Annotated in this window: 13 protein-coding genes; 3 read left to right on the top strand and 10 right to left on the bottom strand. The window is 66.8% G+C overall.

Annotated features, from left to right (window positions below; translation table 11 throughout):
* Positions 1–9 precede the first annotated feature (9 nt).
* Both KVP70_RS00830 and KVP70_RS00825 read right to left on the bottom strand, forming a co-directional pair.
* Entirely contained in the window at positions 10–2,283 is a 2,274-nt protein-coding gene (locus tag KVP70_RS00830; protein WP_217940131.1) for a discoidin domain-containing protein, read from the bottom strand.
* Between the two features lie 24 nt (positions 2,284–2,307).
* Positions 2,308–4,464, bottom strand: coding sequence for a putative Ig domain-containing protein (locus KVP70_RS00825; RefSeq protein ID WP_217940130.1), 2,157 nt, complete (start codon positions 4,462–4,464; stop codon positions 2,308–2,310).
* 389 nt (positions 4,465–4,853) lie between these two features.
* On the opposite strand from KVP70_RS00825, the gene KVP70_RS00820 reads away from it, so the two are divergent.
* Positions 4,854–7,817 carry a TonB-dependent receptor gene (locus KVP70_RS00820; protein WP_217940129.1) on the top strand — a complete coding sequence of 988 codons (2,964 nt, stop codon included), beginning with the start codon at positions 4,854–4,856 and terminating at the stop codon, positions 7,815–7,817.
* 73 nt (positions 7,818–7,890) lie between these two features.
* Entirely contained in the window at positions 7,891–11,016 is a 3,126-nt protein-coding gene (locus KVP70_RS00815) for a glycoside hydrolase family 2 TIM barrel-domain containing protein (protein ID WP_217940128.1), read from the top strand.
* A 4-nt stretch (positions 11,017–11,020) separates the two neighbouring features.
* Here KVP70_RS00815 and KVP70_RS00810 read toward each other — a convergent pair whose 3' ends face one another.
* The 3 genes from KVP70_RS00810 to KVP70_RS00800 are packed head-to-tail and all read right to left on the bottom strand — an operon-like array spanning position 11,021 to position 15,227.
* Positions 11,021–12,889 (bottom strand): feruloyl-CoA synthase, encoded by a 1,869-nt coding sequence (locus KVP70_RS00810; protein ID WP_217940127.1) that lies wholly within the window; start codon positions 12,887–12,889, stop codon positions 11,021–11,023.
* A 14-nt stretch (positions 12,890–12,903) separates the two neighbouring features.
* Positions 12,904–14,358: an aldehyde dehydrogenase gene (locus KVP70_RS00805; RefSeq protein WP_217940126.1), complete on the bottom strand. Its 1,455-nt coding sequence runs from the start codon at positions 14,356–14,358 to the stop codon at positions 12,904–12,906.
* A gap of 35 nt (positions 14,359–14,393) precedes the next feature.
* A complete protein-coding gene (locus tag KVP70_RS00800) occupies positions 14,394–15,227 on the bottom strand; it encodes a p-hydroxycinnamoyl CoA hydratase/lyase (RefSeq protein ID WP_217940125.1) in 834 nt (277 codons plus the stop codon).
* Positions 15,228–15,346: 119 nt separating this feature from the next.
* Here KVP70_RS00800 and KVP70_RS00795 point away from each other — a divergent pair, with 119 nt between their 5' ends.
* Positions 15,347–15,802: a MarR family winged helix-turn-helix transcriptional regulator gene (locus tag KVP70_RS00795; RefSeq protein ID WP_020702876.1), complete on the top strand. Its 456-nt coding sequence runs from the start codon at positions 15,347–15,349 to the stop codon at positions 15,800–15,802.
* Here KVP70_RS00795 and KVP70_RS00790 read toward each other — a convergent pair.
* The 5 genes from KVP70_RS00790 to KVP70_RS00770 all read right to left on the bottom strand — a co-directional run bounded on the left by KVP70_RS00790 (position 15,779) and on the right by KVP70_RS00770 (position 23,991).
* Positions 15,779–17,062, bottom strand: coding sequence for a thiolase family protein (locus KVP70_RS00790; RefSeq protein WP_217940124.1), 1,284 nt, complete (start codon positions 17,060–17,062; stop codon positions 15,779–15,781). The two genes, KVP70_RS00795 and KVP70_RS00790, sit on opposite strands and share 24 nt — an antisense overlap.
* A complete protein-coding gene (locus KVP70_RS00785) occupies positions 17,059–18,951 on the bottom strand; it encodes a carboxylesterase/lipase family protein (protein ID WP_217940123.1) in 1,893 nt (630 codons plus the stop codon). The genes KVP70_RS00790 and KVP70_RS00785 overlap by 4 nt, the downstream gene beginning before the upstream one ends.
* Positions 18,952–19,034: 83 nt before the next feature.
* Complete coding sequence (locus KVP70_RS00780; protein ID WP_217940122.1) at positions 19,035–21,464, bottom strand: efflux RND transporter permease subunit; 2,430 nt, start codon at positions 21,462–21,464, stop codon at positions 19,035–19,037.
* Between the two features lie 37 nt (positions 21,465–21,501).
* Complete coding sequence (locus KVP70_RS00775) at positions 21,502–22,617, bottom strand: YCF48-related protein (protein WP_229224499.1); 1,116 nt, start codon at positions 22,615–22,617, stop codon at positions 21,502–21,504.
* Between the two features lie 15 nt (positions 22,618–22,632).
* Positions 22,633–23,991, bottom strand: coding sequence for a DUF1329 domain-containing protein (locus KVP70_RS00770; protein ID WP_217940120.1), 1,359 nt, complete (start codon positions 23,989–23,991; stop codon positions 22,633–22,635).
* Positions 23,992–24,000: the final 9 nt, after the last annotated feature.

Raw genomic sequence — 24,000 nt, 5'->3', positions numbered from 1 at the left:
TGGTGATCCTTATTTGAGAACTTGCAGGAGGGCCGGCGTGTAGCCGACCACGGTGCGATTCGGATTGCTGAAGGTCAGCGCCACGTTGGCGCTGGCGCCGGCCGCCAGCGGCCCGGCGAGGGTGACGTAAGGTACGCCCGCGCTGGCGCCGCTGGCGTTGTCCAGCGTGACGCCGCTGGTCAGTCCGCCCAGCACCAGCCGCAGCGGGCCGGCCAGCGCCGTGCCGCCGTTGTTGGTCAGTGTGACGGCGCCGACGTACTTGCCGCTGGCGCGGTTGAACGTAGCGCCTTGCTGCGTCATGCTCACGGCGGCGCCGACGTCCCGCAGCACCGGCGGCGTCGTCACGGCGCCGTGGAAGCGCAGCTCCGACATGTTGCCGTACCAGGTGCCGGCGTTGTAGATGCGGAGGTAGCGGTAGGCGCCGCTGGCCGCGGCCAGGGTCTGCCAGTCCAGCGTGGCGGCGGCCGGCGCGGTCAGCGTGGTCCAGGCGGCGTTGTCGTTCGATCCCTGGATCACGGTGCCCTTGATGCGCGCGTAGTTGCTGTCCTGCCGCGCCGCCAGCTCGACACCGCCCAGCGTGACCAGGTTGCCCGCCTTGAAGTCGAACGTGATGTAGCTGCCGACGCCCGAGTTGCTGCCGCCGATGCGGAAATCCGACAGCGTGCCCAGGTTGCCGTCGAACAGCGCGTTGACGTTGGCCAGCGTGGTGGCGGCCGTCCGGTTGGCGGTGGAGTCGATCAGCGTGGCGATGGTGGCCACGTCGCGTATCACGTCGGCCTCGTCGACCAGCACCAGCGAACTGCTGTCGGTGGTGCCGGTGTTCGGCAGGCCGTCCGCGCCGTTCTGCTGCTGGTAGCGGATGGCGAAGGTGACCGCTCCGGTGGCCACGCCCTGGCCCAGCGTGGCGCTGGCCGTGAAGTTGACGTTGTCGGCGCTGCTGACCGTGGCGGCCTGGCCCTGGATCGTCGCGCTGACGTTGTTGATCGCTTCCTTGGCGGCGAAGGTCAGCTTGACGGTGTTGCCCGGCACGATGCGGTTGCGCAGGCTTTGTGGCGAAGCGATCGACGTCGAGGCGATCTTGTTCGACGACGCCACCACGCCGTGCAGCCGCAGTTCGGCCATGTTGCCGTACCAGCTGTTGCCGTTGACGATGCGGATGTAGCGGTAAGGCTGCGGGCTGGCGATGGTCAGCGTCTGCCAGTCCATCGTCGACGCGGCGGCGGTGGAGATGGTGTCCCAGTTGGCGTTGTCGTTCGAGCCTTGCACCACGGCGCCCTTGATGCGCGTGTAGAAGCTATCCTGGCGGGCCAGGATTTCCACCTTGGACAGCGTGGCCGTGCCGCCTGCCTTGAAGTCGAAGGTGACGTAGCCGCCGGCGCCGCTGCCGTTGAGGCGGAAGTCGGTGAAGGTGGTGAGGTTGGAATCGAACAGCAGGTTGACGGCGGCCAGCAGGTCTGCCTGGTTCCTGCCGCTGGAATCCTGCAGCGCGGCGATCGCCGGCGGATTGGCGATCAGCGCCGACTGGTCGGCGATGTACAGCGAGCTGCCGTCGGTGGTGAAGACGGTTGTGTTGGCGTCAACGCCTTCGGCGGTCTTGTAATCGAGCTTGAACTTCACCGTGCCCGCCGCCGCGCCGCCGGCGGCCACCCAGGTCGCGGTCCAGTTCAGGTTATCGCTGCTGGCGACGGTGGCCGGCTGTCCCTGCATGCTGACCCGCACGGTGTTGATCGGCGCGGTCGCCTTGAAAGTCAGCTTGACCGTGTTGCCGGGGACGATGCGGTTCCTCAGCGCCTGGTCGGAGCCGATCGTCACCGTCGCCAGCTTGTTGACGGTCTCGTGCCGCTGGCCAAAGATGTGGAACTCGGACAGTTCGAGGAAGTTGCTGGACGGTTCGATCATCTGAATCTTCAGGAAGCGGAAGGACAGGGCGCGCAGGTCCTGCTGCACGTCGAGCGTCTGCATGTCTTCGGTCACGCTGGTCAGGCCGGGCGTCAGGCGGGTCCACTGGTCCTTGTCGTTGGAGCCGTAGATGGTCACGCCGCCGATGCGATCGGGGAAGCTGGCGCGCACCTGGAGTCCGAAGCTGTCGGCCGAGATGGTGAAGTCGGGGCCGAAGTCCAGCGTGTGCGTCAGGTTCTGGGCGCTGCTGTAGCCGACGAAGGTGTCGGGCGAATTATCCAGCGCGTTGGGCACGGCGGTGCCGAAGGTCGAGGTGGTCAGCATATTGGTGTAGTCGATGCTGCCGTTGGCCAGCAAGGGTGTCAGTTGCCGCAGGCCTGCCACCGCGCTGCTCAGCGCCGTCAGTTTCTACCCGAAGTCGGCGTCGCCGGCGCTGGAGATGGTCGCCATGACGTTGGTGTAGGCGCTGTTGTAGACCGCCAGCGTGGCGGCGATGTAGACCGTGTTCGGCTGGTAGGAGGCAATGGCGGCGGTCACTGCGGCCTGGCGGTCGGCACCGACCACGATCGTCACACGTTTCGCGGCCACGCTGGAACCGTCGGAGGCGCTGATCACGAAGGCGTAGGTGCCCGGCTGCGTCGGCTGCCAGGAGAACGCGCCGGTGCCGTTGTTGAAGGTGGCTCCCGGCGGCAGGTTGTCGGCCTGATAGCTCAGCACATCGGCGGCGTTGCTGTCGGTGGCCGCGAAGCTGTATGCCAGCGCCGCGCTGGAGCCGGCGTAGGTGTATAGCGTCAGCTCCGCGCCGCCGGCGTTGAAGGCTGGTGGCGTCAGCAACGTGGCCGCCTGCAGATTGACGTGGTCGAGCTGCACGATGGTGCCGGCGCCCTTGACCGTCAGGTACACCAGATCGCCGAAGCCCTGGTAGGCGTTGAAGGCGTAGACCACGTAGCGCCACTGGCCCTTGGTGTCGGGCAGGGTGATGGTGTCGCCGAAGACGTCGACGGTCGCGCTGCCGTTGGTGCGCACGCGGAACGCCACGCTGCGCGCGCCGTTGCCGTAGCCGACCAGCGCGATCTTGCTGCCTTCGGGCGTCGCGGAGATTTCCACGTAGCCGGTGGCGCCTTCCATCTTGGAGACCGTGTTGGCGTCGAGCGCGGTGGTGCGGTCTTCGAATTCGCGGTACGGTTCGACGATGGGCTTGACCAGGTATTTGTTGCCTTCGGCTTGCGCGGCCTGCGGCATGAACAGCCAGAAGTCGCCGCCGCCGTCGACGCCGTCCCAGTTGTAGGACACGCGTTCGGCATAGATCCGGGTGAAGTTGGGCGCGCGCTGCGCCATGTTCACGCCACGCGTGTATTGGTAGTAGTAGTACAGCTCCCAGGTGTTCTGCGTCAGCCGGCCGCGATAGCCGCCGGCCAGCTGTTTGTAGACGATGGTGGGATTGCCGTTGGCGTCGGTGTGCGCGGCGGTTGGCACCCACGGCGTATCGTAGCCCAGCATATAGGTGCCGAAGTATTCGGCGGCGTCGAGGATGCGGTCGTTGAGGAACTCGTAGGGACCGACCGCGCCGGGCGCGGTGGAGGCGGTGCCGTCGATCGGATCGACCTTGGTGCCTTGTCCCAGCAGCAGCCGCGCCAGGATCTCCATATTGGTGACGTCGCCGGCGCCGTGCGCCTGGTCGCGGCCCATCTCCACATGCTGGACCACCGGCGGATCGACCGCCTCGCCGGTCAGGTCGTTCCTGTCCACCAGGCGGAACAGCTGCTTGATGGCGCCGTTCTGACCCTGGTCGACGGCGGTCTTGTTGACCGTGAACCATTCAACGCCTTCGTTGTAGCGCTCGCGGTTGCCGGTGAAGATATAGCCCGACATGGCGCCGATCAGCGGATACAGATGCTGGTTCATGAAGTAGCCGTTGTTGTGCTGCAGCGTTTCGATGACCGGGGTGATCAGGTTGGTGGTGAAGGCCAGCGTGTCCTGCGCGGTCCACTGCAGCGCCGGGGTCTGCGTGCTGGTGTAGCGCAGGATCTCGGCGGCGGCGACCATGCGGTTGAGCGGAATCCCGGAATGGATGTGCGCGTCGGTGTAGTACGCATACTGTGCCGGGTCCATCTGCGACCAGATGCGGATGATGTGCAGGGCGTTGGCGCGGTAGGTGTCGTCTCCGGTCACATAATAGAGCAGCGCCTGGGTGTAGGCCTTGAGGCCGTCGGCGATGAATTTCGACTCCACGCCCTGGCTGTTGAAGGCGTAGGTGCCCGGCAGGTCGGGGTTGGCGCCGCTCTGGTTGCTGGAGGTGACGGTCTTGGCCGCCGCCGACGACAAGGTCATCTGGTTGAAGTGGGTATTCCACGGTTCTTTTTGCGCCAGGACCTGGGTGCGCATGTTCTCCAGCAGGTCCCTGGTCAGTCCGACGCCGGGATGCTTGAAACCGCTGGCGTCCACGGTTTCGTTAATCGCCGGCTGGTAGGCGGTGGCCAGGGTTGCGATGGCGTTGGCCCCGTTGGCCGGCGCGACCGCAAGCAAACTGAGCGATAGAGCGGCGAACAGCATGAGTCTTTTCATTTGGTCTCCTCTTTTTTTAGTAATAAGTCCTAGGAATCAGGCTGCGTGTTATCGATAACAAATCCGTTGAAAAAAATAGCGGCATCGAGCGGCAGCCGGATGCAGTTTAGGCAAGCTCCCGGCGCCTGTCGTATAGCGTTTTTGCGGCGAGCCATATCGTATTCGCATAGCTGTGCTTGGGGTTGTGGCTCCCAGGCTACAAGTGATCGCCGGGCTATCGATATCACAGAAAACCGTGGACATCTGAAAAAGATGTGGCTACCATAAATTCTGTTATCGATAACTTTCCTGGTGGAATTGTCGGGTACGCAGCAGGAAAAAGGTGGCAGGGGTGGCACTGCCCCATCACGCGCACAAAGCGCGGATCACACAACAACGGAGACATAAAGATGAAGATGAAGATGCAACAAACGCTGCCGGTTTCCGCGCTGGCACTGGCCGTGGCGCAGGGGCTGTTCGTGGCGCCGTGCGCGCTGGCCCAAAGCCAGGCGCAGGACACCACGGTGGTGGTGACCGGCATGCGCGCCAGCGCCCGCAACGCGATGGCGATCAAGAAGGACTCGGTGGAAATCGTCGATTCCATCACCGCCGAGGACATCGGCAAGCTGCCCGACCTGAACGTGGCCGAGACCCTGACCAGGGTGCCCGGCGTGCAGGGCTACCGCTACGGCGGCGAGGGCGCCTCGCCGGTCGGCGTCGGCTCGGGCCTGACCATCCGCGGCCTGTCCGGCCAGACGGCGTCGCAGGTCAATGGCCGCGCCTACTTTACCGCCGGCGGCCGCGAATACAATATCGAAGGCGCGATCCCGGCCATGATCGCCGGCGTCGACGTGTACAAGAATCCGACGGCCGAGCATATCGAAGGCGGCATCGGCGGCCTGGTCAACATCCGCACCCGCAATCCGAGCGACTTCAAGGGCCCGACCGTGTCGCTGGGCGTGTCCGGCCGCTACAACGACCTGGCCAAGGAAAAGGACCCCGAGCTGTTCGGCCTGGTCGCCAACAAATGGACGCTGGAAGGGGGCGGCAAGCTGGGCGTGATGGCCGCCGCCGTGTACCAGAGCAGCACCGGCCGTTCCGACAACAACCCGGCCAATGGCGGCGCCAATTTCAAGCGCGCGGTGCGCGCCGACAGCGCCGAATACCAGACCCTGGCCACGGCCAACACCGGCAACCGTCCAAACCAGCCGATGGCCAGCTATGTCGGCCGCACCGACGTCAGCTACCTGGCCAACGTGCCCACCAAGGCGATCTCGTCCACCGTCGGTCCCAATACGCCCGACCTGAACGGCCTGACCACGGAGCAGGCCGCCAACGTCATGACGGCGCCGGCCGTCAGCAACAACGCCTTCCAGGAAACCATCATGCGGGTCCGGCGCGGCCTGAACCTGGCCGCCGACTACCGCCATGACAACACGCTGCGCTTCTTCACCGAGTTCAATTACACCTACTACCTGTACCACCAGAACTACCGCGGCCTGAACTCGGTCGATGGCGCCAACGTGCAGAACCTGACCACCACGCCGTTCGCCTTCACCGAGGGCCTGGCCAACCGTAATCTCAACGGCGGCAGCAACGACGTGCTGGCCACCCAGCGCCTGCTGGGCGGCACCGCCCTCAATTCCACCGTCAATACCGTTGGCGGCGACGAGCATACGCCTTACACCACCTGGATCGCCGCCGGCGGCGCCGACTGGAATCCGACCCCCGAGCTGGCGGTCAAGGCCGAGTTCAACTACATCAAATCGAAGAAGACCCAGGACAACCGCGCCGTCAACATGGATTCGAAGGCCGGCCTGTACTGGAACACCACCCGCCTGGCCGACGGCGCGCCGCACCAGCTCAACTTCTCCGGCCCGAACCTGGGCGACGCCTCGAACTTCGTGTTCCGCGACTACGCCAACGGCACCAACGTGAAGTGGGACGACAAGGGCAGCGCCAGCGCCATCAGCGCGAAATATACGGTGGGCGAGGGTTTCCTGCGCGCCGTGAAAACCGGCGCCCGTTACGCGACCCAGGAAAGCCGGTATAACAGCTACAGTTTCTCCGGCAAGCCGCTGACGGTCGACGGCTTGCCGTTGAACGCCGCCCGCAGCAACGGCATCTCCGCCGACACGCTGGGCGTGACGCAGCAGTCGCCGACCAACTTCATGGACGGCGACGCCGGCTACGGGGGCGGCTATGTGGTGTACGCGCCGGGCGCGCTGCTGGGCAGCCAGGTCGCGACGTTGTTCCCGAAGGCCGGCATCCCGATGGACAACGCCTATGTGGAAAACGTCGGCGCCCGCCGCTACTTCCACGAGAACACGCTGGCCGGCTATCTGATGGGCGAATTCGCGGCGCTGGATGACCGCATCACCGGTAACGCCGGCGTGCGCGTGGTCCGCACACAGAGCCGGGCCGTCGCCATGAACGCCCTGGCCACGCCGGGCGTGTTTACGGAGACCGCTTCCGAAACCACCTACACCAACGCGCTGCCGACGCTGAACGTGACCGGCTACATCACGCCGGACTTCCTGGCCCGCTTCGGCTACGGCAAGGGCCTGACGCGCGCGCCGATCGACCAGCTGAACCCGACCATCTCCGTCAACCCGGTGAACGGCACCGGCAACATCGGCAATCCGGCCCTGCGGCCGCAGACCGCCGACAGCTTCGACCTGTCGCTGGAGCGCTATTTCAGCAAGACCAACTATGTGTCGGCGGCGCTCTTCGACAAGGAGATCGATGGCTTCTTCAACGGCATCGTCGAATGCCAGACCGTGGCCGGCGTGCCTGCCTACAGCGGCAGCCAGGGCAACAGCTGCGGCGGCGGCCAGTACCAGATGACCAAGTCGGTCAACTCCGAGAAGGGTAATGCGCGCGGCGTGGAAGTGGCGGGCCAGTACTTCTTCGACAGCTTTGCCGCGCCGCTGAGGAACTTCGGCGTGGCCGGTTCCTACACCTACGTGAAGACCTCCAACCCGGTCAACTTCGGCACCGCCGCCGCGCCGCGCATCGTCGACTCGATCCAGCCGTTCCAGTCCAAGAACAGCTACAGCGTCTCCGGCATGTACGAGGACACCAAGTGGTCGGCGCGCCTGGTCTACACCTGGCGTTCGGATTCGATCCTGTTCGGCGCTTCGGCCAATCCGATCGATGCGCGCGGCATCGCCGCCACCGGCATCCTCGATGGTTCGATCAACTACAATATCGACGAAAACTTCACCGTGTCGTTCAACGCCTCCAACATCCTCGACAAGGCGCTCAACCGCTTCGTCGGCGAACCGGGCGCCTACCAGACCGGCATAGAGCGCCAGCACTACGCCAACGGCCGCACCTTCAGCCTGGCGCTGCGTTACAAGTACGGCAAATAAGCCAGGCAGGCAGGTGGCGGATGGCGGGCGCAGGCCCGCCATCCGCGTTGCACACATTGATACGCGAGCCCCCATGTTGATACGCACTTTCCCGATTTTCCTGGCCGCGCTGGCCTTGGCGCCAGCCGCGCAGGCGCAAACCCCGCCGGCGCCGCGCGCCGAATGGGAGCGGCCCGAGGTGGTCGCGCTGCACCGCGAGCCGATGAAGACCACCTTCTTCAATTTTGAAACGCGCGAACTGGCCCTGCGCGGCGAGATGGCGGCGTCGAAATACTATCGCTCGCTGGACGGCACCTGGTCGTTCGCCTATTCCACCTCGCCGGAGACGCGGCCGCGCGATTTCTACCGGTCCGACTACGATGTGCGCGCCTGGAAGACCATCCAGGTGCCCGGCATGATGCAGACCCAGGGCTACGGCCTGCCGATCTTCACCAATATCCAGTACCCGTTTCCCGCCAACGAGCCGCTGATCCCGCACGAACTGAACGAGATCGGTTCCTACCGGCGCGATTTCGACGTGCCCGCCGACTGGAGCGGGCGCGATGTCTTCCTGCAGGTGGGCGCGGCCGGCGCCGCCTACTATGTGTGGGTCAACGGCCAGGCGGTCGGCTACGCCGAGGATTCCAAGCTGCCCAGCGAGTTCGATTTGAGCCGCTACGTGCGGCCGGGGAAGAACACCATCGCCATTGAACTGTACCGCTGGGCCGACGGCTCCTATCTGGAGGACCAGGACTTCTGGCGCGTCTCCGGCATCGAGCGCAGCGTCTACCTGTACGCCGAACCGAAGTCGCGCCTGCGCGATGTCCAGGTGACGGCGCAGCTGGACCGGCGGCGCTACGCCGACGGCGAGTTCCGCCTGGACGCCGAGATGGCGGGCCAGCCGGCCAACGGCGAGATCGCCGTGACGCTGTACGACGGCGAGCGGGTGGCGTTGAGCGCGAAGGGCGCCATCGCCGCCGGCAAGGCCGCGCCGGTCGCGGGCGTGATCGCCGGCGTCAAGCCATGGTCGGCCGAGACGCCCAATCTGTACCGCATGCTGGTCGAGTACCGCGACGGCGACGGCCGGCTGGTTTCGGCGTCGTCGCGCCAGATCGGCTTCCGCACGGTGGAGGTGGCCGACGGCGAGGTGCGCGTCAACGGCAAGCGCGTGATGATCAAGGGGATCAACCGCCACGAACACGATCCGGTCACATATCGCGTGATGTCGATGGAGACTATGCGCAAGGACATGGAGCTGATGAAGCAGGCTAACATCAACGCCGTGCGCACCTCGCACTATCCGGACGACCCGCGCTGGTACGACCTGGCCGACCAGTACGGCATGTATGTGTTCGACGAAGCCAACATCGAATCGCACGGCTATATGGAAATGGGCGACAAGACCGGTGATCCGGCCAGGCGCGCCGCCATCCAGCTGGGCTACAAGGAACACTGGAAGCTGGCGCACCTGGACCGGGTGTCGCGCATGGTGCAGCGCGACCGCAACCATCCGTCCATCATCGTCTGGTCGCTCGGGAACGAGGCCGGCACCGGCCCGAACTTCGAGAACGCCGCGCAGTGGGTGCGCGACAACGATCCGACCCGCCTGGTCAGCTATCTTGGCCACGGCACGCTGGGCGAGCAGCACCTGCCCAACAGCTACGTCGACATCTACGCGCCGATGTACGACGATATCGAGAAAATGGCGGACTACGCGCAGGACCCGCGCTACCGCCAGCCGATGATCCAGTGCGAGTACGCGCATGCGATGGGCAATTCGCTGGGCAACCTGGAAGACTACTGGCAGGTGATCCGTTCCTACCGCAAGCTGCAAGGAGGCTTTGTATGGGACTGGGTCGACCAGAGCGTGTATGCGAAGGACCAGCAGGGCAGGCCGTACTGGGCTTCGGGCTTCGACGTCAACCCGGCGCGCGGCGACAACAGCGTGGTGGGCGACGGCGTGGTGCGCTCCGACCGCACGCCCGATCCGGAATACTACGAGCTGCAGAAGGTCTATTCGCCGGTGGTGTTCGAAGGCGACCCGAGGTCGGGGCGCCTGACGGTGGTGAACCGCTACGATTTCAAGGATTTGTCCGAGTTCGATTTCGACTGGAGTGTCGCGTTTGGCGGCGTGCCGTCGGCGCAGGGCCGGCTGGAAGGCGTGCGGGTGGCGGCCGGCAGCCGGCAGGAGGTGCCGATCAAATTGCCGGCGCTGGCCAGCCACGCCGGCGCCGAGGCGGTGCTGACCGTGCGGGCGCGTTATCGCGGCGCGTCGACTGCGGGCGTGGCCGCCGGCAGCGTGGGTGGCTGGTCGCAGTTCGTGCTGGCGCCGGCCAAGCAGCAGGCGCGGACGGCGGCGCTGGTCAAGCCGGTGCGTGACGGCGACGCCATACGCCTGGTCTCCTCTGCCGCCACGCTGCGCATCGACACGCGCACGGGGGAAGTCAGTTATGACGCCGGCGGCAAGCGCTTGCTCAACGGCGGCACACCCAACTTCTGGCGCGGCCTGACCGACAACGACGAGGGCGCGGGCGTCGACAAGAGCCACGGCGTCTGGAAGCAATTCACGGAGCAGCGCCAGGTGCGCGCCGTGACAGTGGGCGCCGACAGCGTCAAGGTGCTGTACAGCTTTGGCGCCGGCGCTGCGCACTGGGAAACCGCCTATGCGCTGTCGGCCTCTGGCGAGCTGCGCGTGACCGCCAGCTTCACGCCGTTGCGCGACGACTTGCCCGACCCGTTGCGACTGGGCTTGCGTTTCAATCAGCCCGCCGCGCTGGAGCGTGTGCGCTGGTATGGCCGCGGACCGCAGGAGTCCTACGCCGACCGCCAGACCGGCTATGCCCTGGGGCTGTACGAGGGCAGCGTGGCGGAACAGTACCACGGCTATATCCGGCCGCAAGAGAGTGGTAACAAGACCGGGGTGCGGTGGATGGCCTTGTTCGACCGCGCCGGCGATGGCGTCAAGGTGGCCGGCGCACAACCGCTGTCGGTGAACGCGCTGGCCTTCCCCTACGAGGACCTGTACCTGCGTCCGCGCGGCGCTTGGAAGAGTTCCGAGATCGCCCCGCATGGCGATGGCTCGCTGTTGATCGACATGGCGCAGGCCGGCGTCGGCGGCGACACCGGATGGAGCCTGGACGGACGGCCCCATGTCAAGTACCGCATCGGCCTGGTGCCCGCGTCGTACAGCTTCACCATCGCACCCTACGGCAAGCGCTGATCGCCTATGACCGGGCGCGGAGCACCCCGGCGCTGGTTCCGGCATACAAAGCCTCGACCAGCGCCGCGCGCCGCTCCAGCACCAGGCGCTGGTTGATCGATCCCTTGTCGGTCTGTTCGCCGGCCGTCACCGATGGCGCTTCCTCCAGCAGCAGCATACGTTCGACGCGGGACGCCGATCCGGTCGCCACCGCGTTCAAATGCACCAGCAGTTGCTGGAAGTGGCTGCGCACCGGGGCGCTGGCGAGGACCGCTGCGACCTCCGCATCGGCGCCCAGCCCGGACAGCGACTGGCACTGGTCCAGGCGCGGGAACACCAGCAAGCCTATGCTGTCGCGATCGATGCCGGCCACCACCACGTCCTGGATGTAGGGCGCGCCGGCGCTGATGACACGCGCCCGCAATGGCCCGACGCTGACGAAGGTGCCGCTGCTGAGTTTAAAGTCCTCGGCGATGCGGCCGTCGAACATCAGGCCCAGTTCCGGCCGTGCCGGATCGACGAAGCGCACCGCGTCGCCGCTGCGGTAGTAGCCTTCCTCGTCGAAGGCGTCGGCGGTCGCCTGCGGCGCGCGCCAATAGCCCGGCATGACGTGCGGGCCGCGGAAGCGCGCCTCGTACTTGCCGTCCACCTGCACCAGCTTGACCTCGCAGGCCGGCGCCGGCAGGCCGACGTAACCCGCCATCATCACCGGGCCGGTGGTGAAGGTGCAGGAGGGCGCCGTCTCCGTCATGCCCAGGCCGGCCATGATGCGGATACGCTGGCCGCAGCGGGTTTCGCTGACGCGCTCCAGCGCATCCCACGCGGCCTGCGACAGGCCGGCGCCGGCAAAGAAGAACAGCTCCATCTGCGAGAAGAAATGACGGCACAGTTCCGGGTCCTCGTCCAGCGCGGCCGTCAGCAGCTCCCAACCTTTGGGCACATTGAAGAACACCGTCGGCGCGATCTCCTTCAGGTTGCGCACCGTGACGGCGAAATCGCGCGCGGTCGGCTTGCCGTCGTCGATGTAGTAGCTGCCGCCGTTGTACAGCGCGATGCCGACGTTATGGCTGCCGCCGAAGGTGTGGCTCCAGGGCAGCCAGTCCAGCAACACCGGCGGCCTGTCGCCGAAGGCCGGGAAGCTTTGCAGCAGCATCTGCTGGTTGGCGCACAACATGCGCTGGGTGGTGACCACCGCCTTGGGCAGCTTGGTCGATCCCGACGTGAACAGGAATTTGGCGATGGTGTGCGGGCCGACGGCGGCGTTGGCCGCGTCCACCGTGCGCGGTACGGCCGCCAGCAGTTGCGCCAGCGGCGTGCTGGCGCGGCCGGCGTCGCCGTGGTCGATCACGATCTCGACGTCGTCCGGCGCCGTCGCCGCCAACGCCGCCGCACAGGCACTGCCATCGGTTGCGTAGATCATGCCTGGCGTCAGATGGCGCACGAAGTGGGTCAGCTTGGTGTGATCGGTGGCGGCGCCGGAGGCGGCCGGCGATACCGGGCAATACGGTATGCCGGCGTACAGCGCGCCCAGCGCCAGTTGCAGGTGCTGCAGGTCGTTACCGGACAGGATCATCAGCGGACGTTCGGCCGACAGGCCCCGGTCCAGCAAGGCCTGGCCGACGGCGCGCGCCTGTTCCAGCATCTGCCGGTAGCTGAGGTGCTGCCAGGCGCCGTCGGCGCAGCGCCGCGCGGCCAGTGTGCGGTCGGGATGGCGCTCGGCGCCGCGCACCAGGCAATCGGTGAGACGGTCGGGATAGGCGCCCAGCGCTTCCTCCGACGCCAGGCGCCAGGCGCCTTGGGCGTCGGACTCGATCCGCACCGGCGCGCCGCCGACGCGCACCGGGCGATAGCGCGACAGGTCCAGCGTCGCGGTGGTGGAGGGGAGCTGCGTCATTGCATGCTCCTCCATCAGACCGGGTAGTGGCGGTGGCCGCTCTGGATGGTGATCCAGCGCAGGTCGGTGAATTCGGCGATGCCGGCCTTGCCGCCGAAGCGCCCGTAGCCGCTGGCCTTGACGCCGCCGAACGGCATCTGCGCTTCATCGGCCACGGTGGAGCTGTTGATGTGGCAAATGCCCGATTCGATGCGGCGCGCCAGTGCCAGCGCGCGCGAGATGTCGCGGCTGAAGACGGCGGCGGACAAGCCGTATTCGCTGGCGTTGGCCTCGGCCAGCGCCGCCTCGTCGCCATCGACGCGGATGATGCCGACGATGGGACCGAACGACTCTTCCTGGTACACCGTCATCTCGGGCGTGATGTGGTCGATGATGGCCGGTTGCAGCAGGTTGCCGTCGCTGGCGGCGCTGCCACAGACGATGCGCGCGCCCTTGGCCTGGGCGTCGGCGATCATGGCGGCCACGCGGCTGGCGGCCGAGGCGTCTACCATGCCGCCCAATACCGCGCCTTCCTGGCCCGGTTTGCCGGCGGGCAGGCCGGCGGTCTTGTTGCGCAGTTTTTCGACGAAGGCGTCGGCAATCCTGTTGTCGACGATGATGCGGTCGGTCGACATGCAGATTTGGCCCTGGTTGAAGAAGGAGCCGAAGGCGGCCGCCTGCACCGCTTCATCGAGGTCGGCATCGTCCAGCACCAGCAGCGGATTCTTGCCGCCCAATTCCAGCACCACCGGCTTCAGATGCTGCGCGGCCTGCTGGGCGATGATGCGTCCCACCTTGGTCGAACCGGTGAAGTTGATGCGCTTGACGGCGGGATTGGCGATCAGGCGCGCCACCACGGCGGCGGCGTCCTGCGGCGCGTTGCTGATGACGTTGACCACGCCGGCCGGGAAGCCAGCGTCCTCGAACACCTTGCCGATCAGGCGGTGCAGGGCGGGGCAGATCTCGGAGGACTTGAGCACCACCGTGTTGCCGCAGGCCAGAGGCGTGGCGATGGCGCGCGTGCCCAGGATCACCGGCGCGTTCCACGGCGCGATGCCCAGCACCACGCCGCAAGCCTGGCGCACGCCCATCGCCATCAGGCCCGGCACGTCGGACGGGATCACCTCGCCGGCGATCTGGGTCGTCAGCGAGGCCGCCTCGCGCAGCATGGAGGCCGCCAGCATCACGTTGAAGCCGTACCAGCCGGCCACGCCGCCCGCTTCGGCCACGCCGGCCGCGATGAACTCGGGGGCCCGCGTCTGCAGGCAGTCGGCCGCCTTGAGCAGCAGGCGGCGGCGTTCATTGGGCGCGGTGGCGGACCAGCCGGGGAAGGCCGCCTGCGCGGCGGCGACGGCGGCGTCGGCATCGTCCAGCGTGGCGGCGGCGGCCACCGAGGCGGTGTCGCCGGTAGCCGGGTTGAGGCGCTGGTAAGTGGCGCCGGTGGACGAGGCCTGGTCCAGGCCTCCGATCAGCAAACGGGCTTCAAGCATGGCGTATCTCCTGTGTTGTTGGCGTGGTGGGCGTCTTATGCGCGCTTGTAGGTTTGCAGACCTGGTTTGATGGTCTTATCGTCCAGGAACTGCTTGAGGCCCTGGGCGCGGCCTTTTTCCGGGTCGCGGTAGTTGGACTGGTCGACTTTGGCGTACAGGTAGTCCTCACTTTGCTCCCAGGTCAGTTCGCGGCACCGCTTGAAGCCATGCTTGGCGATGCGCAGCACTGTCGGCGCCTTGGCCAGCAGTTTTTCCGCCAGTTCGATGGTCGCTTCGCGCAGCTGCGCCAGCGGCACGCTCTTGTTCACCAGGCCCATTGCTGCGGCTTCCTTGCCGGTGAAGGTGTCGCCGGTCATGATGTAGTGTAGCGCCTGACGGTGGCCCATGGTGTCGGCGACCGCTTTGCTGACCAGGTTACCGGGCGGGATGCCCCAGTTGATCTCCGACAGACCGTACACCGCTTCGTCGGCGGAGATGGCCAGGTCGCAGGCGACCAGCGGCGAGAAGGCGCCGCCGAAGCACCAGCCGTTGACCATGGCGATGGTCGGCTTGCTGTACATGCGCAGCAGCTTCCATTGCCACTGCGAGCAGTCGCGGCGCAGCTTCTCCTGGAAGATCTCCGGCTTGCCGTCGTTTTCGCGGAAGTACTCCTTCAGGTCCATGCCGGCGGTCCAGCTGTCGCCGGCGCCGGTCAGCACCAGCACTTGGGCGTCGGGGTCCAGCTCCAGGGTCTCCAGCACGTCGATCATTTCGCGGTTCAGCGTCGGGCTCATGGCGTTGCGCTTTTCCGGGCGGTTCAGGATCACCCAGGCGATGCCGCCGGTGATCTCGACTTTTACGGTGCTCCAGCGGTTGTTGTATTGGCTCATCTCGGTCTCACTTTATGTTAGGTTGATATCAGGTTGCCTGATACGTGACTTATAATATATGCTGCTTGGGCTGTAATGCAAGCGCTTTTCGAACGCTTTCTTTTGAATTCTGGATCACGATGAAAAAACCTCCTTCCGCCGCGCACGACAAGCCCACCGGCATCGCCTATCTGATCGGCCGCATCGACCATGTGCTGAGCCGGCGCCTGCGCGACAGCCTCGGTTTGCTGGGCATGACGGCGGCCCAGTACACGGCGTTGTCGGTGCTCGACACCCAGCAACAGCTGTCGAACGCGCAGCTGGCCGAACGATCGATGATCTCGCCGCAATCGGCCAACGAGATGGTCAAGGCGATGGAGGCGCGCGGCTGGATCGTGCGCCAGGCCGACGCCAATCATGGCCGCATCATCCATCTGCGCCTCAGCGCCGAGGGCAGCGCCTTGCTGCGCCAGGGCGATGCGGCGGTGGCGGAGCTGGAGCGCGCGATGCTGGCCGAACTGGACGCCGACCAGCGCGGCGATCTGCATGCGCAACTGCGCGTGCTGCTGCGTTCACTGAGTGCCATCGTGCTGTAACTGGCGCCAGCGCGGGTTCTCCAGCAGCAGGGCGATGCCCTGGCCGCCGCCGACGCAAGCCGCCGCCACGCCGTAGCGCTGGCGCCGCAGGTCGAGCGCGCGCGCCAGCGTGATGGTCAGGCGCACGCCGGTCGCCGCCAGCGGATGGCCCAGCGCGATCGCGCCGCCGTGGATGTTGAGGCGGTCCCGGTCCAGCTTCAACTCACGCTCCAAGGCGATGATCTGCGCGCCTTGCGCTTCATTGATTTCGAAAAGGCCGATTTGCTGCATATTCAAGCCGCAGCGGTCGAGCAGCAGGCGGATCGCCGGTGCGGGGCCGATGCCCATCACTTCGGGCGGCACGCCGACCACCGCCGCCGCCACGATGCGTGCCTGCGGTCTATGCCCGCCATGCATGGCGTAGGCGCCGGAAGCGACGATGGCGGCGGCCGCGCCGTCGGCCAGCGCGCAGCTGTTGCCGCCGGTCTGCACGCCGTGCGGATACAGCGGACGCAGGGTGGCCAGCACCGATGGCGGCGAAATGCGTGGATGGGTGTCCTGCGCCAGCTCGGTCATCGGTCCGGATAGCCGGATGCGGCGGTCGGCATAGTCGTCCAGCGTGAAGACCTCGTTACCGACGGCGACGATCTCGCCGGCGTGGAAGCCGGCAGCCCTGGCGTCGAGCGCGCGGGCGTGCGACTGAGCGGCGAACTTGTCCACCTCGGCGCGGGTGATGCCGTAGCGGCGCGCCAGGTTCTCGGCCGTCTGCGGCATCGTGATCCCTGGCGCGGGATCGGTCAGCGCCTCCCACAGAAAATCCTCGAAGCCGACCGGCGCCCCCAGTTTGAAACCGCTGCGGTGGTTGAAAGCGGCGATAGGATTGCGCGTCATCGATTCGGTGCCCACCACCAGCACGGCGTCGGCATAGCCCAGCGCGATCTGGTCGCCGGCCTGGCGGAACAACTCGAAGCCGGTGCCGCAGATGCGCTGCACGTTCAGCGCCGGCACCGTCAACGGCACGCCGGCATACAGGCCGATATGGCGCGGCAGCATGTACTGGTAGCAGTCGCCCGGCGCCATGCTGCCGCTGATGACGGAGCCGATGTCGGTGGCCGGCACGCCGCTGCGCTTGAGGACCGCGCGCGCCGCCTTGATGCCGAGATCCGTGGGTGAGACCTGGCTGAAGGCGCCGCAATAGTCGGCCAATGGCGTGCGCAGGCCGTCGATCAGCCACAAGTCGTCGTAGCTGTGGAAGAAGCCCTGGTTGGCGGTCCTGCTCATGGCCAGTAGCTTGGGCGTAGTTGCCCGGTCGGACCGGTGTAGCCATGGGTGAGGGCGAAAGCCTCCAGCGCGTGCGGCGCTTCATAACCGCCGAAGATCGACCACAGGAACATGCGGCCGTAAAGCTCGCAGCGCTCGCGTGGATCATCGTGCAGCGCTGGATCGCGCGCCAGTGCCGCCTTCAGCGTGGACAGGCTGTTTTCGTGTGCCACCATGCGGGTGCCGCCGTCGGCGCTGGTGTCGAACACCATCAGGCGCGCGGCGCTGGCGTCGCCGCTCCAGCGCCACCATTCAGGCAGCGCGCCGGCCGGGCCGCAGCCTGGCTCGCCGTGGCGGGCGAAATGCGTCCAGTAGCCGGCCATGGCGTCGGAGACTTCCTTGCGGCCAGGCAGGTTGGAGGCGTTGAAGGAGCGGAAGGGATCGAACTCGCCATCGAGGTCGCGCAGGACGAAGGCGACATCGAGCACGTGCGCGGCGCCCAGCAGCACGCGCGGCGCGATCAAGGGCACTGCGGGCTGTTCGTCCCAGTCGAAGCGGTAGGTCCATACATCGCGGTGGCCGGATGCCACCATGGCGCTGGCCGGTTCCAGCGCGCCGGCGGCTTGCCACAGAGCGGACATGTAGGCCGCGTGGCGCTGGTAGCGGGCGCGGTCGCGCATCAGCGGGATGCGGCCGAACAGCATGCGCACATAATCGGGATTGTTGGACATGAACAGCTTGTATTCGTCGCGGTTGGTGCCGATGATGACCGGCACCGCGTTGTAGCGGCTACGGTCGGCGAACACCTCGGCCAGCGGCATGGCCGGCAGCACGTGGCCGTCCTGGATCACGCACGGCGCGTCGTAGAAGCTGAGCGCTCCCGGCGTGATCGGCGCCAGCAAGGCAGCCGGCGGCAGGGCGCGCACGTAGTCGGCGATGTCGGCGGCCGCCATGGACGCGATCAGCGCCTTGGCGGCGGTGCGGTCGGCGGCGCCGCCGTCGCGCTGCAACCACTGGCACAGCAGCTCGCGCGAGCTGAGGGCGTGGCCGGGCAGGGCGTCATCCGTATAATTGCGGGCTTGTGCCGGAGAGTAGCTGACCGCCAGCGGCGATTGCAGGATGGCGCGGTGGAACAGGCCCTTGGCCAATGGGCTGGCCAGCAAGGTGTAGGCATTCAGCCCGCCGGCCGATTCGCCGAACACGGTGACGTTATCGGGATCGCCGCCGAACGCCGAGATATGCTGGCGCACCCATTGCAGGGCCGCCACCAGGTCCAGCGTGCCGAAGTTGCCGGAGCGGTCGGCGGGGCTATCGTCGTCCTGCGCCAGTTCGTCGAGGCTGAACCAACCGAGGATGCCGAGTCGGTAGTTGGCCGACACCACAAGCACCTGGTCCTGGCCGGCCAGGTTGCGCAGCGTGGTGTAGGTGGCGGCGGTGCCGGCGGTGTTGGCGCCGCCGTGGATCCAGAACATCACCGGCAGCCCGGCAGTCCGCGCTTCGTCGGCTGTCAGCTGCGGCGCGAACACGTTCAATGTCAGGCAGTCTTCCGAGCCGGCCAGTTGGCCCCACTGGTCGGGCGGCAGTTCCAGTGTGGGGCCGCCCAGTTGCAGCGCGGGCTGGCCGCAGACCAGCGCTTCGCGTATGCCCGACCAGGGCTGCGGTGGACGTGGGGCCTTCCAGCGCAGCGGGCCGACCGGAGGCTGCGCATACGGCAGTCCAAGCCAGGCGTGGGTGTGGTGGCGATCTGCGCGGCCCACCACGTGGCCCAGCGCGGTGTGGCGCAGTGAATCGGCCGCTGGAATTGCGGTCGTGGAAGGGCTGGCGGCGACGGTGACGGATTTCCGGCGGAGGCGCCAGAGCAGTGCGCCCAGCGCCAGGGCGCCGGCGGCATAGAGCAGGATGTCAGGCATGATTGAATTCCTCTTTTAGCGAGAGTGCGATATGTGGCGGGGGCGGGGCGGCATGGCCGGCGGCGGTGCGGGTAGCCATGGCGTCAGTGGATACCGGCCACGGCGCGTTCCTGCGCTTGCGTCGCTTCATCCTGCCGCGCGGGCTTGGGCGGCATCAGGAAGTAGGCCAGCGCCGGCACCAGCACCAGGGCGCCCACCATATTCCACAAGAACATGAAGGCCAGCAGGACGCCCATGTCGGCCTGGAATTTGATCGGCGAGAACAGCCAGGTGGCCACCGCCACGGCCAGCGTCACGCCGGTCAGGATCACCACCCGGCCGGTGAAGCGCAGCGCGTGCAGGTAGGCGTCGGACAGGCTGGCGCCGGCGCGCATGCGAGTCAGCATCACGCTCAGCACATACAGCGCGTAGTCCACGCCGATGCCGACGCCGAGCGCGATCACCGGCAACGTGGCGACCTTGACGCCCATGCCCAGCACCACCATCAGCACCTCGCACAGGATGGAGGTGAGCACCAGCGGCAGGATGGCCACCAGCACCGCGCGCCAGCTGCGGAAGGTGGCGTAGCACAGCAGGATCACCGCGCCGTAGACCCAGAACAGCATGTCGTGCATGGCCTGCTTGACGACGATGTTGGTGGCGGCCTCGATGCCGGCGCTGCCGGCGGCCAGCTGGAACTGCACGTCCGGCGTATTGTGGGCGGCGGCGAAGGCTTCGACCACGTCGACCACGCGGGTCAGCGTGGCGGCCTTGTGGTCCTTCAGGTAGACGTACAGCGACAGCAGCGAGCAGCTCTGGTTGAACATTTCACGCGGGGCCCTGGTCTGCACCGCGCCCAACGCTCCGGCGTTGGGAATCAGGTCATACCATTTGAAGTTGCCTTCGTTGTAGCCGATGGTGGCCAGCTTGCTCAACGCCGCCATTGAGTTGGTCGAATCGACGCCGGGAAGCTGTTCCAGTTGCCACGCCAGCTGATCCACGCTGGCCAGCGTGGCGTAGCGGGTACACTGGTCGGGCGCGGTCTTGATCATCACCACCAGGATGTCGGAGCTGGCCGCGTAGTTGGCGACCATGAAGCCGTTGTCGCGGTTGTAGCGCGAATCGGCGCGCAGTTCCGGCGCGCCGGGATCGAGGTCGCCTACTTTCAGGTTAAGGCTGTACAGGTAGCCCAGGCCGCCCAGCAGCACACTGGCGGCCACCGTGGCGGCGGCCCAGCGGCGCTGGGTGAAGCGGTCGAGGAAGGTCCACAGCCAGGGCTGGGCCGCGCCGTCGGCGCTGTCGGCTTGCAGGCTGCGCGCGGCCGCCCTGGCGCTGACGCCGGTGTACGACAGCAGCACCGGCAGCAGCACCAGGTTGGTGAAGATCAGCACCGCCACGCCGATGCTGGCGATGATGGCGAGGTCCTGGATCACCTTGATCTGGATGCTGACCAGTACCGCGAAGCCGACCGCGTCGCACAGCAGCGCGGTGAGGCCGGCGGCGAACAGGCGGCGGAAGGTGTAGCGCGCCGCCACCACGCGGTGCGTCCCGCGGCCCACGTCCTGCATGATGCCGTTCATTTTCTGCGCGCCGTGGCTCATGCCGATGGCGAACACCAGGAAGGGCACCAGCACGGAATACGGATCAAGTTCGTAATGCAGCGCGGCCAGCAGGCCGCACTGCCACAGCACCGCTACCAGCGAACACATGACCACCAGCGTGGTGCTGCGCCAGCAGCGCGTGTACCAGAACAGCACCGCGCCGGCGATGGCGATCGCCAGCAGGAAGAACATCAACACCTGTTGCAGGCCTTCGATCAGATCGCCGACGATCTTGGCGAAACCGGTGATGTGGATACGCACGCCTTCCTTCTGGTATTTGGCGCGGATCTGTTCCAGCCGCTCCGACATGGCGCCGTAGTCGAGCGCCTGGCCGGTCTGCGGATTCTGTTCCAGCAGCGGGACGAAGACGATGCTGGACTTGAAGTCCGCCGCCACCAGCTGGCCGATCTCGCCGGAACGCGCCACGTTGGCGCGCAGCTGCGCCATCGTGGCGGCCGAACCGTCGTAGCCATCCGGTATGACGGTGCCGCCGTCCAGGCCTTCCTCGGTGACGGCGGCCCAGCGGGTGCCGGGCGTCCACAACGATTTCATGAAGGGCCGGTCCACGCCCGGCAGCAGGAACACTTCATCGTTCAGGCGTTGCAGCGTGTCGAGGTAGGCGCGGTCGTAGATAGTGCCGCCGGTCGCTTCGACGGCGATGCGCACCGAGTTGCCCAGTCCATTCAGGTCGGCCTTGTTGGCGAGGTAGTTGACCACGTAGGGATGGGCGCTGGGGATCATCTTCTCGAAGCTGGCATTGAGCTTGATGCGCGTGGCCTGGTAGCCCAGCACGATGGTCGCCAGCAGGCAAAGCAGGATGACCAGCGGCCGGTAGTTGAACAGCGCGCGTTCCCCCAAGTTACCGGAGCTGGTGTCGAAGTCTTGTAGCCGTCGTACCACCGGCTGTTGTTCCAAATCTTGATCTGTGTGCATGATGTTCCAGCCATATTCGTGTGAAGGGGGGAAGGCGCTAGCGCGGCGATGCAGGCACGGCTACCCGGCGCAGGCCGCGCAAGCCGGCCACCACTAACGCGCCGTCGCGGGCTTGCGCCACGGCGGCCAGCGGCAGTGCGGGCGGCAATGCGGCGCCGCTCTGCGCGGCGAAGCTGCGGCCCTGGTCGCGGCTGAGCAGCACGTCGCCGCCCTGGCTGACCAGCACCAGCGTGCCGTCGGCCAGTTCGGCGCCACCGGCCAGCGACGCCTGGACGCGGGTATCGACCTTGCTCCAGCTGGCGCCCTGGTCGCCGGACCAGTAGGCATTGCCGCGCAAGCCGAAGGCGACCAGCGCGCCGCCGCGCGCGGCCAGCAGGCCGAAGTAGCTGCCCTTGTATGGACTGGCGAGGGCGCTGAAGCTGCCCCCCTGGTCGATGGACCGCAGCAGCAGGCCCTGTTCTCCGGCCAGATAGAGCGCGTCACCTGTGCCGCGCATGCCGTACAAGTGCAGGCCCTTGGGATTGGCGACGTGCTGTTGCCACGGTTGCCAAGTGGCGCCGCCGTCGTCGGTCTTGAACAGCAGGTTGTAGGCGCCCAGCACGTAGCCGTTGCGGGCGTTGGCGAAGTGCAGGTCGAGGAAGGGCTTGTCCGGGCCGTCCGCCACCAGATGCCGGGCGTCGGCCAAGGCGCGTTCGAGGTCCTGGGGCGTGACCTCGGCGGCCGCCTTGAGCACCAGCGCGGCGGCCTGGATGCCGTCCAGCTGCTTGCTCCAGGTGGCGCCGCCGTCGGCGCTGTGCAGCACCACGCCTTGGTGGCCGACGGCCCATCCGTGCCTGGCGTCGATGAACTGCAAGGCCGTCAGGCTGACGCCGACCGGCACGCTGGCCTGGCGCCAGGAGGCGCCGGCATCATCCGAGTACAGGATGGTGCCGCGCTCGCCGGCCGCCACCAGCCGCTGGCCGGCGGCGGCGATGGCCAGCATGGCCGCGTTCAAGGCCTTGGGCGTGACTAGTGCCGGCTGGATCAACGCCGCTGGAGCGACCGCCGCTCCGACGGCGCCTTCGGCCCAGGCCCCCGGCGCCAGCGCGCTGGATGCGGCGAACAGCGCCGCCAGCGCCGCGTGGCGGGCCGCGTGTGGATTCAACTTGTTCATCGAGCGCCCCTTCACTTAGCGCGAACCCTGGTTGGCCAGTTCCTCGGGACCGAAATAGCTGGCCGGCAGTCGAGGAATGGTCTTGTACTGGGTCGCCAGGTCGTTGGAGGCCTCGTTCAACAGGTAGGCGCCGGTCTGCACGTTGTAGGTGCCCCACATGACGTTGCCCACCACGGCCGGCAGGTCCGGCGCCAGCAGCGTCAGCGTGTAGTTGCCGCGCCAGATCTGCCCTTGCGCATCGTAGCCGTCGACCAGGATGATTTGCCAGGTGTCTTCGTCCAGGTAGTAGCGGCGCTTGGTGACCACGTGACGCTTGCCGGGGATCAGGCTCGCTTCCACTTCCCACACGCGGTGCAGTTCCCAGCGCACCAGGTCTGGATTGAGGAACTGCGGGCCTACCAGGTCGGTGATCTTGGCCGCTGCCGCACGGTTGTTGTTATAGGGGATGTACATCTCCTTCTTGCCGACCAGCTTGAGCTCATGGTGATCGATAGGGCCGAACAGCATGAACGCCTCGTCGAACAGGCCGATGCCGGAAGTGACCGAGTCCGGCGTATCGTAGGACACCGACGGTGCGCGCCGCACGCGGCGCTGGCCCACCAGGTACTGCCAGATCGCGCGCGGTTGCGCCTCGCTGATGCCGTCGTGGACCAGGATACCTTCGCCGGCCTTGGAGGCAGGCGCGCGCGTGATCAGGCGGCCGAATTGGAAGATGCCGTCGAATTTTTCCAGGCTGCCGTCCTTGAAGTAGTACGGCCGCATGATGGTTTGTTCGGCCTCGGTGGCGGTGGCGCGCTTGCCGTCCGGCGTGACAATGGTGGTCCGCAGCGGGAATACGGTGGTTTCGCCGGTCCAGGCGAGGCGGTGGTTCATCATGGCCTCGTACCCGGTCTTCGGAATCGGGAACGGGATGCCGCCGAACGCGCCTTCCACGCCGAAGCCACCGTCGATGGATTTGGCGCGGGTGGCGTTCTTGAAGGTATTCTCATACACCCAGGCCGGCGCGCCGCCGGTGCGATGGGTTGGATAGACGTCGATGCGGTAGGTCGGATATTTTTTCAGCAGCGCCACCGTGGCCGCCGACAGCTTGGCCGCGTACTGGTCGACGTTCTTGCCGGTGATGTCCAGCGTCGGCTTCTCGGCGGCGAAGGGATCGGCGCGGAAGTCGCCCGCCTTGAAGCCGGCCGGCACCTTGGCATAGGCGCCGTCCCAGGCGGGAATGGTGGCGTCCTTGTTGCCGGCCTTTTCGGCGCCCAGCGGGGTCAGTGTGGAGTGTAGCTTGGCCGCTTCCTCGGCGGTGACGGCGGCGCCGGCGTGCGGCAGGGCGAAGGCCAGCATCAGCGCGGCGGCGGTGAGGTTCAGGGTCGTCTTCATTATGGTTTT

Origin of the sequence: Duganella violaceipulchra (assembly GCF_019166075.1) — a bacterium.
Classification (GTDB): Bacteria; Pseudomonadota; Gammaproteobacteria; order Burkholderiales; family Burkholderiaceae_D; genus Rugamonas; species Rugamonas violaceipulchra.
Note: the sequence above shows the minus strand (reverse complement) of the source record. Positions and strands in the feature narration are given on the sequence as shown.

Excerpts from the sequence above, each read along its gene's own strand:
- KVP70_RS00785 (WP_217940123.1), bottom strand. The coding sequence starts at position 18,951 with ATGCCTGACATCCTGCTCTATGCCGCCGGCGCCCTGGCGCTGGGCGCA.
- KVP70_RS00775 (WP_229224499.1), bottom strand. The coding sequence starts at position 22,617 with ATGAACAAGTTGAATCCACACGCGGCCCGCCACGCGGCGCTGGCGGCG.
- KVP70_RS00770 (WP_217940120.1), bottom strand. The coding sequence starts at position 23,991 with ATGAAGACGACCCTGAACCTCACCGCCGCCGCGCTGATGCTGGCCTTC.
- KVP70_RS00820 (WP_217940129.1), top strand. The coding sequence starts at position 4,854 with ATGAAGATGAAGATGCAACAAACGCTGCCGGTTTCCGCGCTGGCACTG.
- KVP70_RS00805 (WP_217940126.1), bottom strand. The coding sequence starts at position 14,358 with ATGCTTGAAGCCCGTTTGCTGATCGGAGGCCTGGACCAGGCCTCGTCC.
- KVP70_RS00810 (WP_217940127.1), bottom strand. The coding sequence starts at position 12,889 with ATGACGCAGCTCCCCTCCACCACCGCGACGCTGGACCTGTCGCGCTAT.
- KVP70_RS00790 (WP_217940124.1), bottom strand. The coding sequence starts at position 17,062 with ATGAGCAGGACCGCCAACCAGGGCTTCTTCCACAGCTACGACGACTTG.
- KVP70_RS00795 (WP_020702876.1), top strand. The coding sequence starts at position 15,347 with ATGAAAAAACCTCCTTCCGCCGCGCACGACAAGCCCACCGGCATCGCC.
- KVP70_RS00815 (WP_217940128.1), top strand. The coding sequence starts at position 7,891 with ATGTTGATACGCACTTTCCCGATTTTCCTGGCCGCGCTGGCCTTGGCG.
- KVP70_RS00800 (WP_217940125.1), bottom strand. The coding sequence starts at position 15,227 with ATGAGCCAATACAACAACCGCTGGAGCACCGTAAAAGTCGAGATCACC.
- KVP70_RS00825 (WP_217940130.1), bottom strand. The coding sequence starts at position 4,464 with ATGAAAAGACTCATGCTGTTCGCCGCTCTATCGCTCAGTTTGCTTGCG.
- KVP70_RS00780 (WP_217940122.1), bottom strand. The coding sequence starts at position 21,464 with ATGCACACAGATCAAGATTTGGAACAACAGCCGGTGGTACGACGGCTA.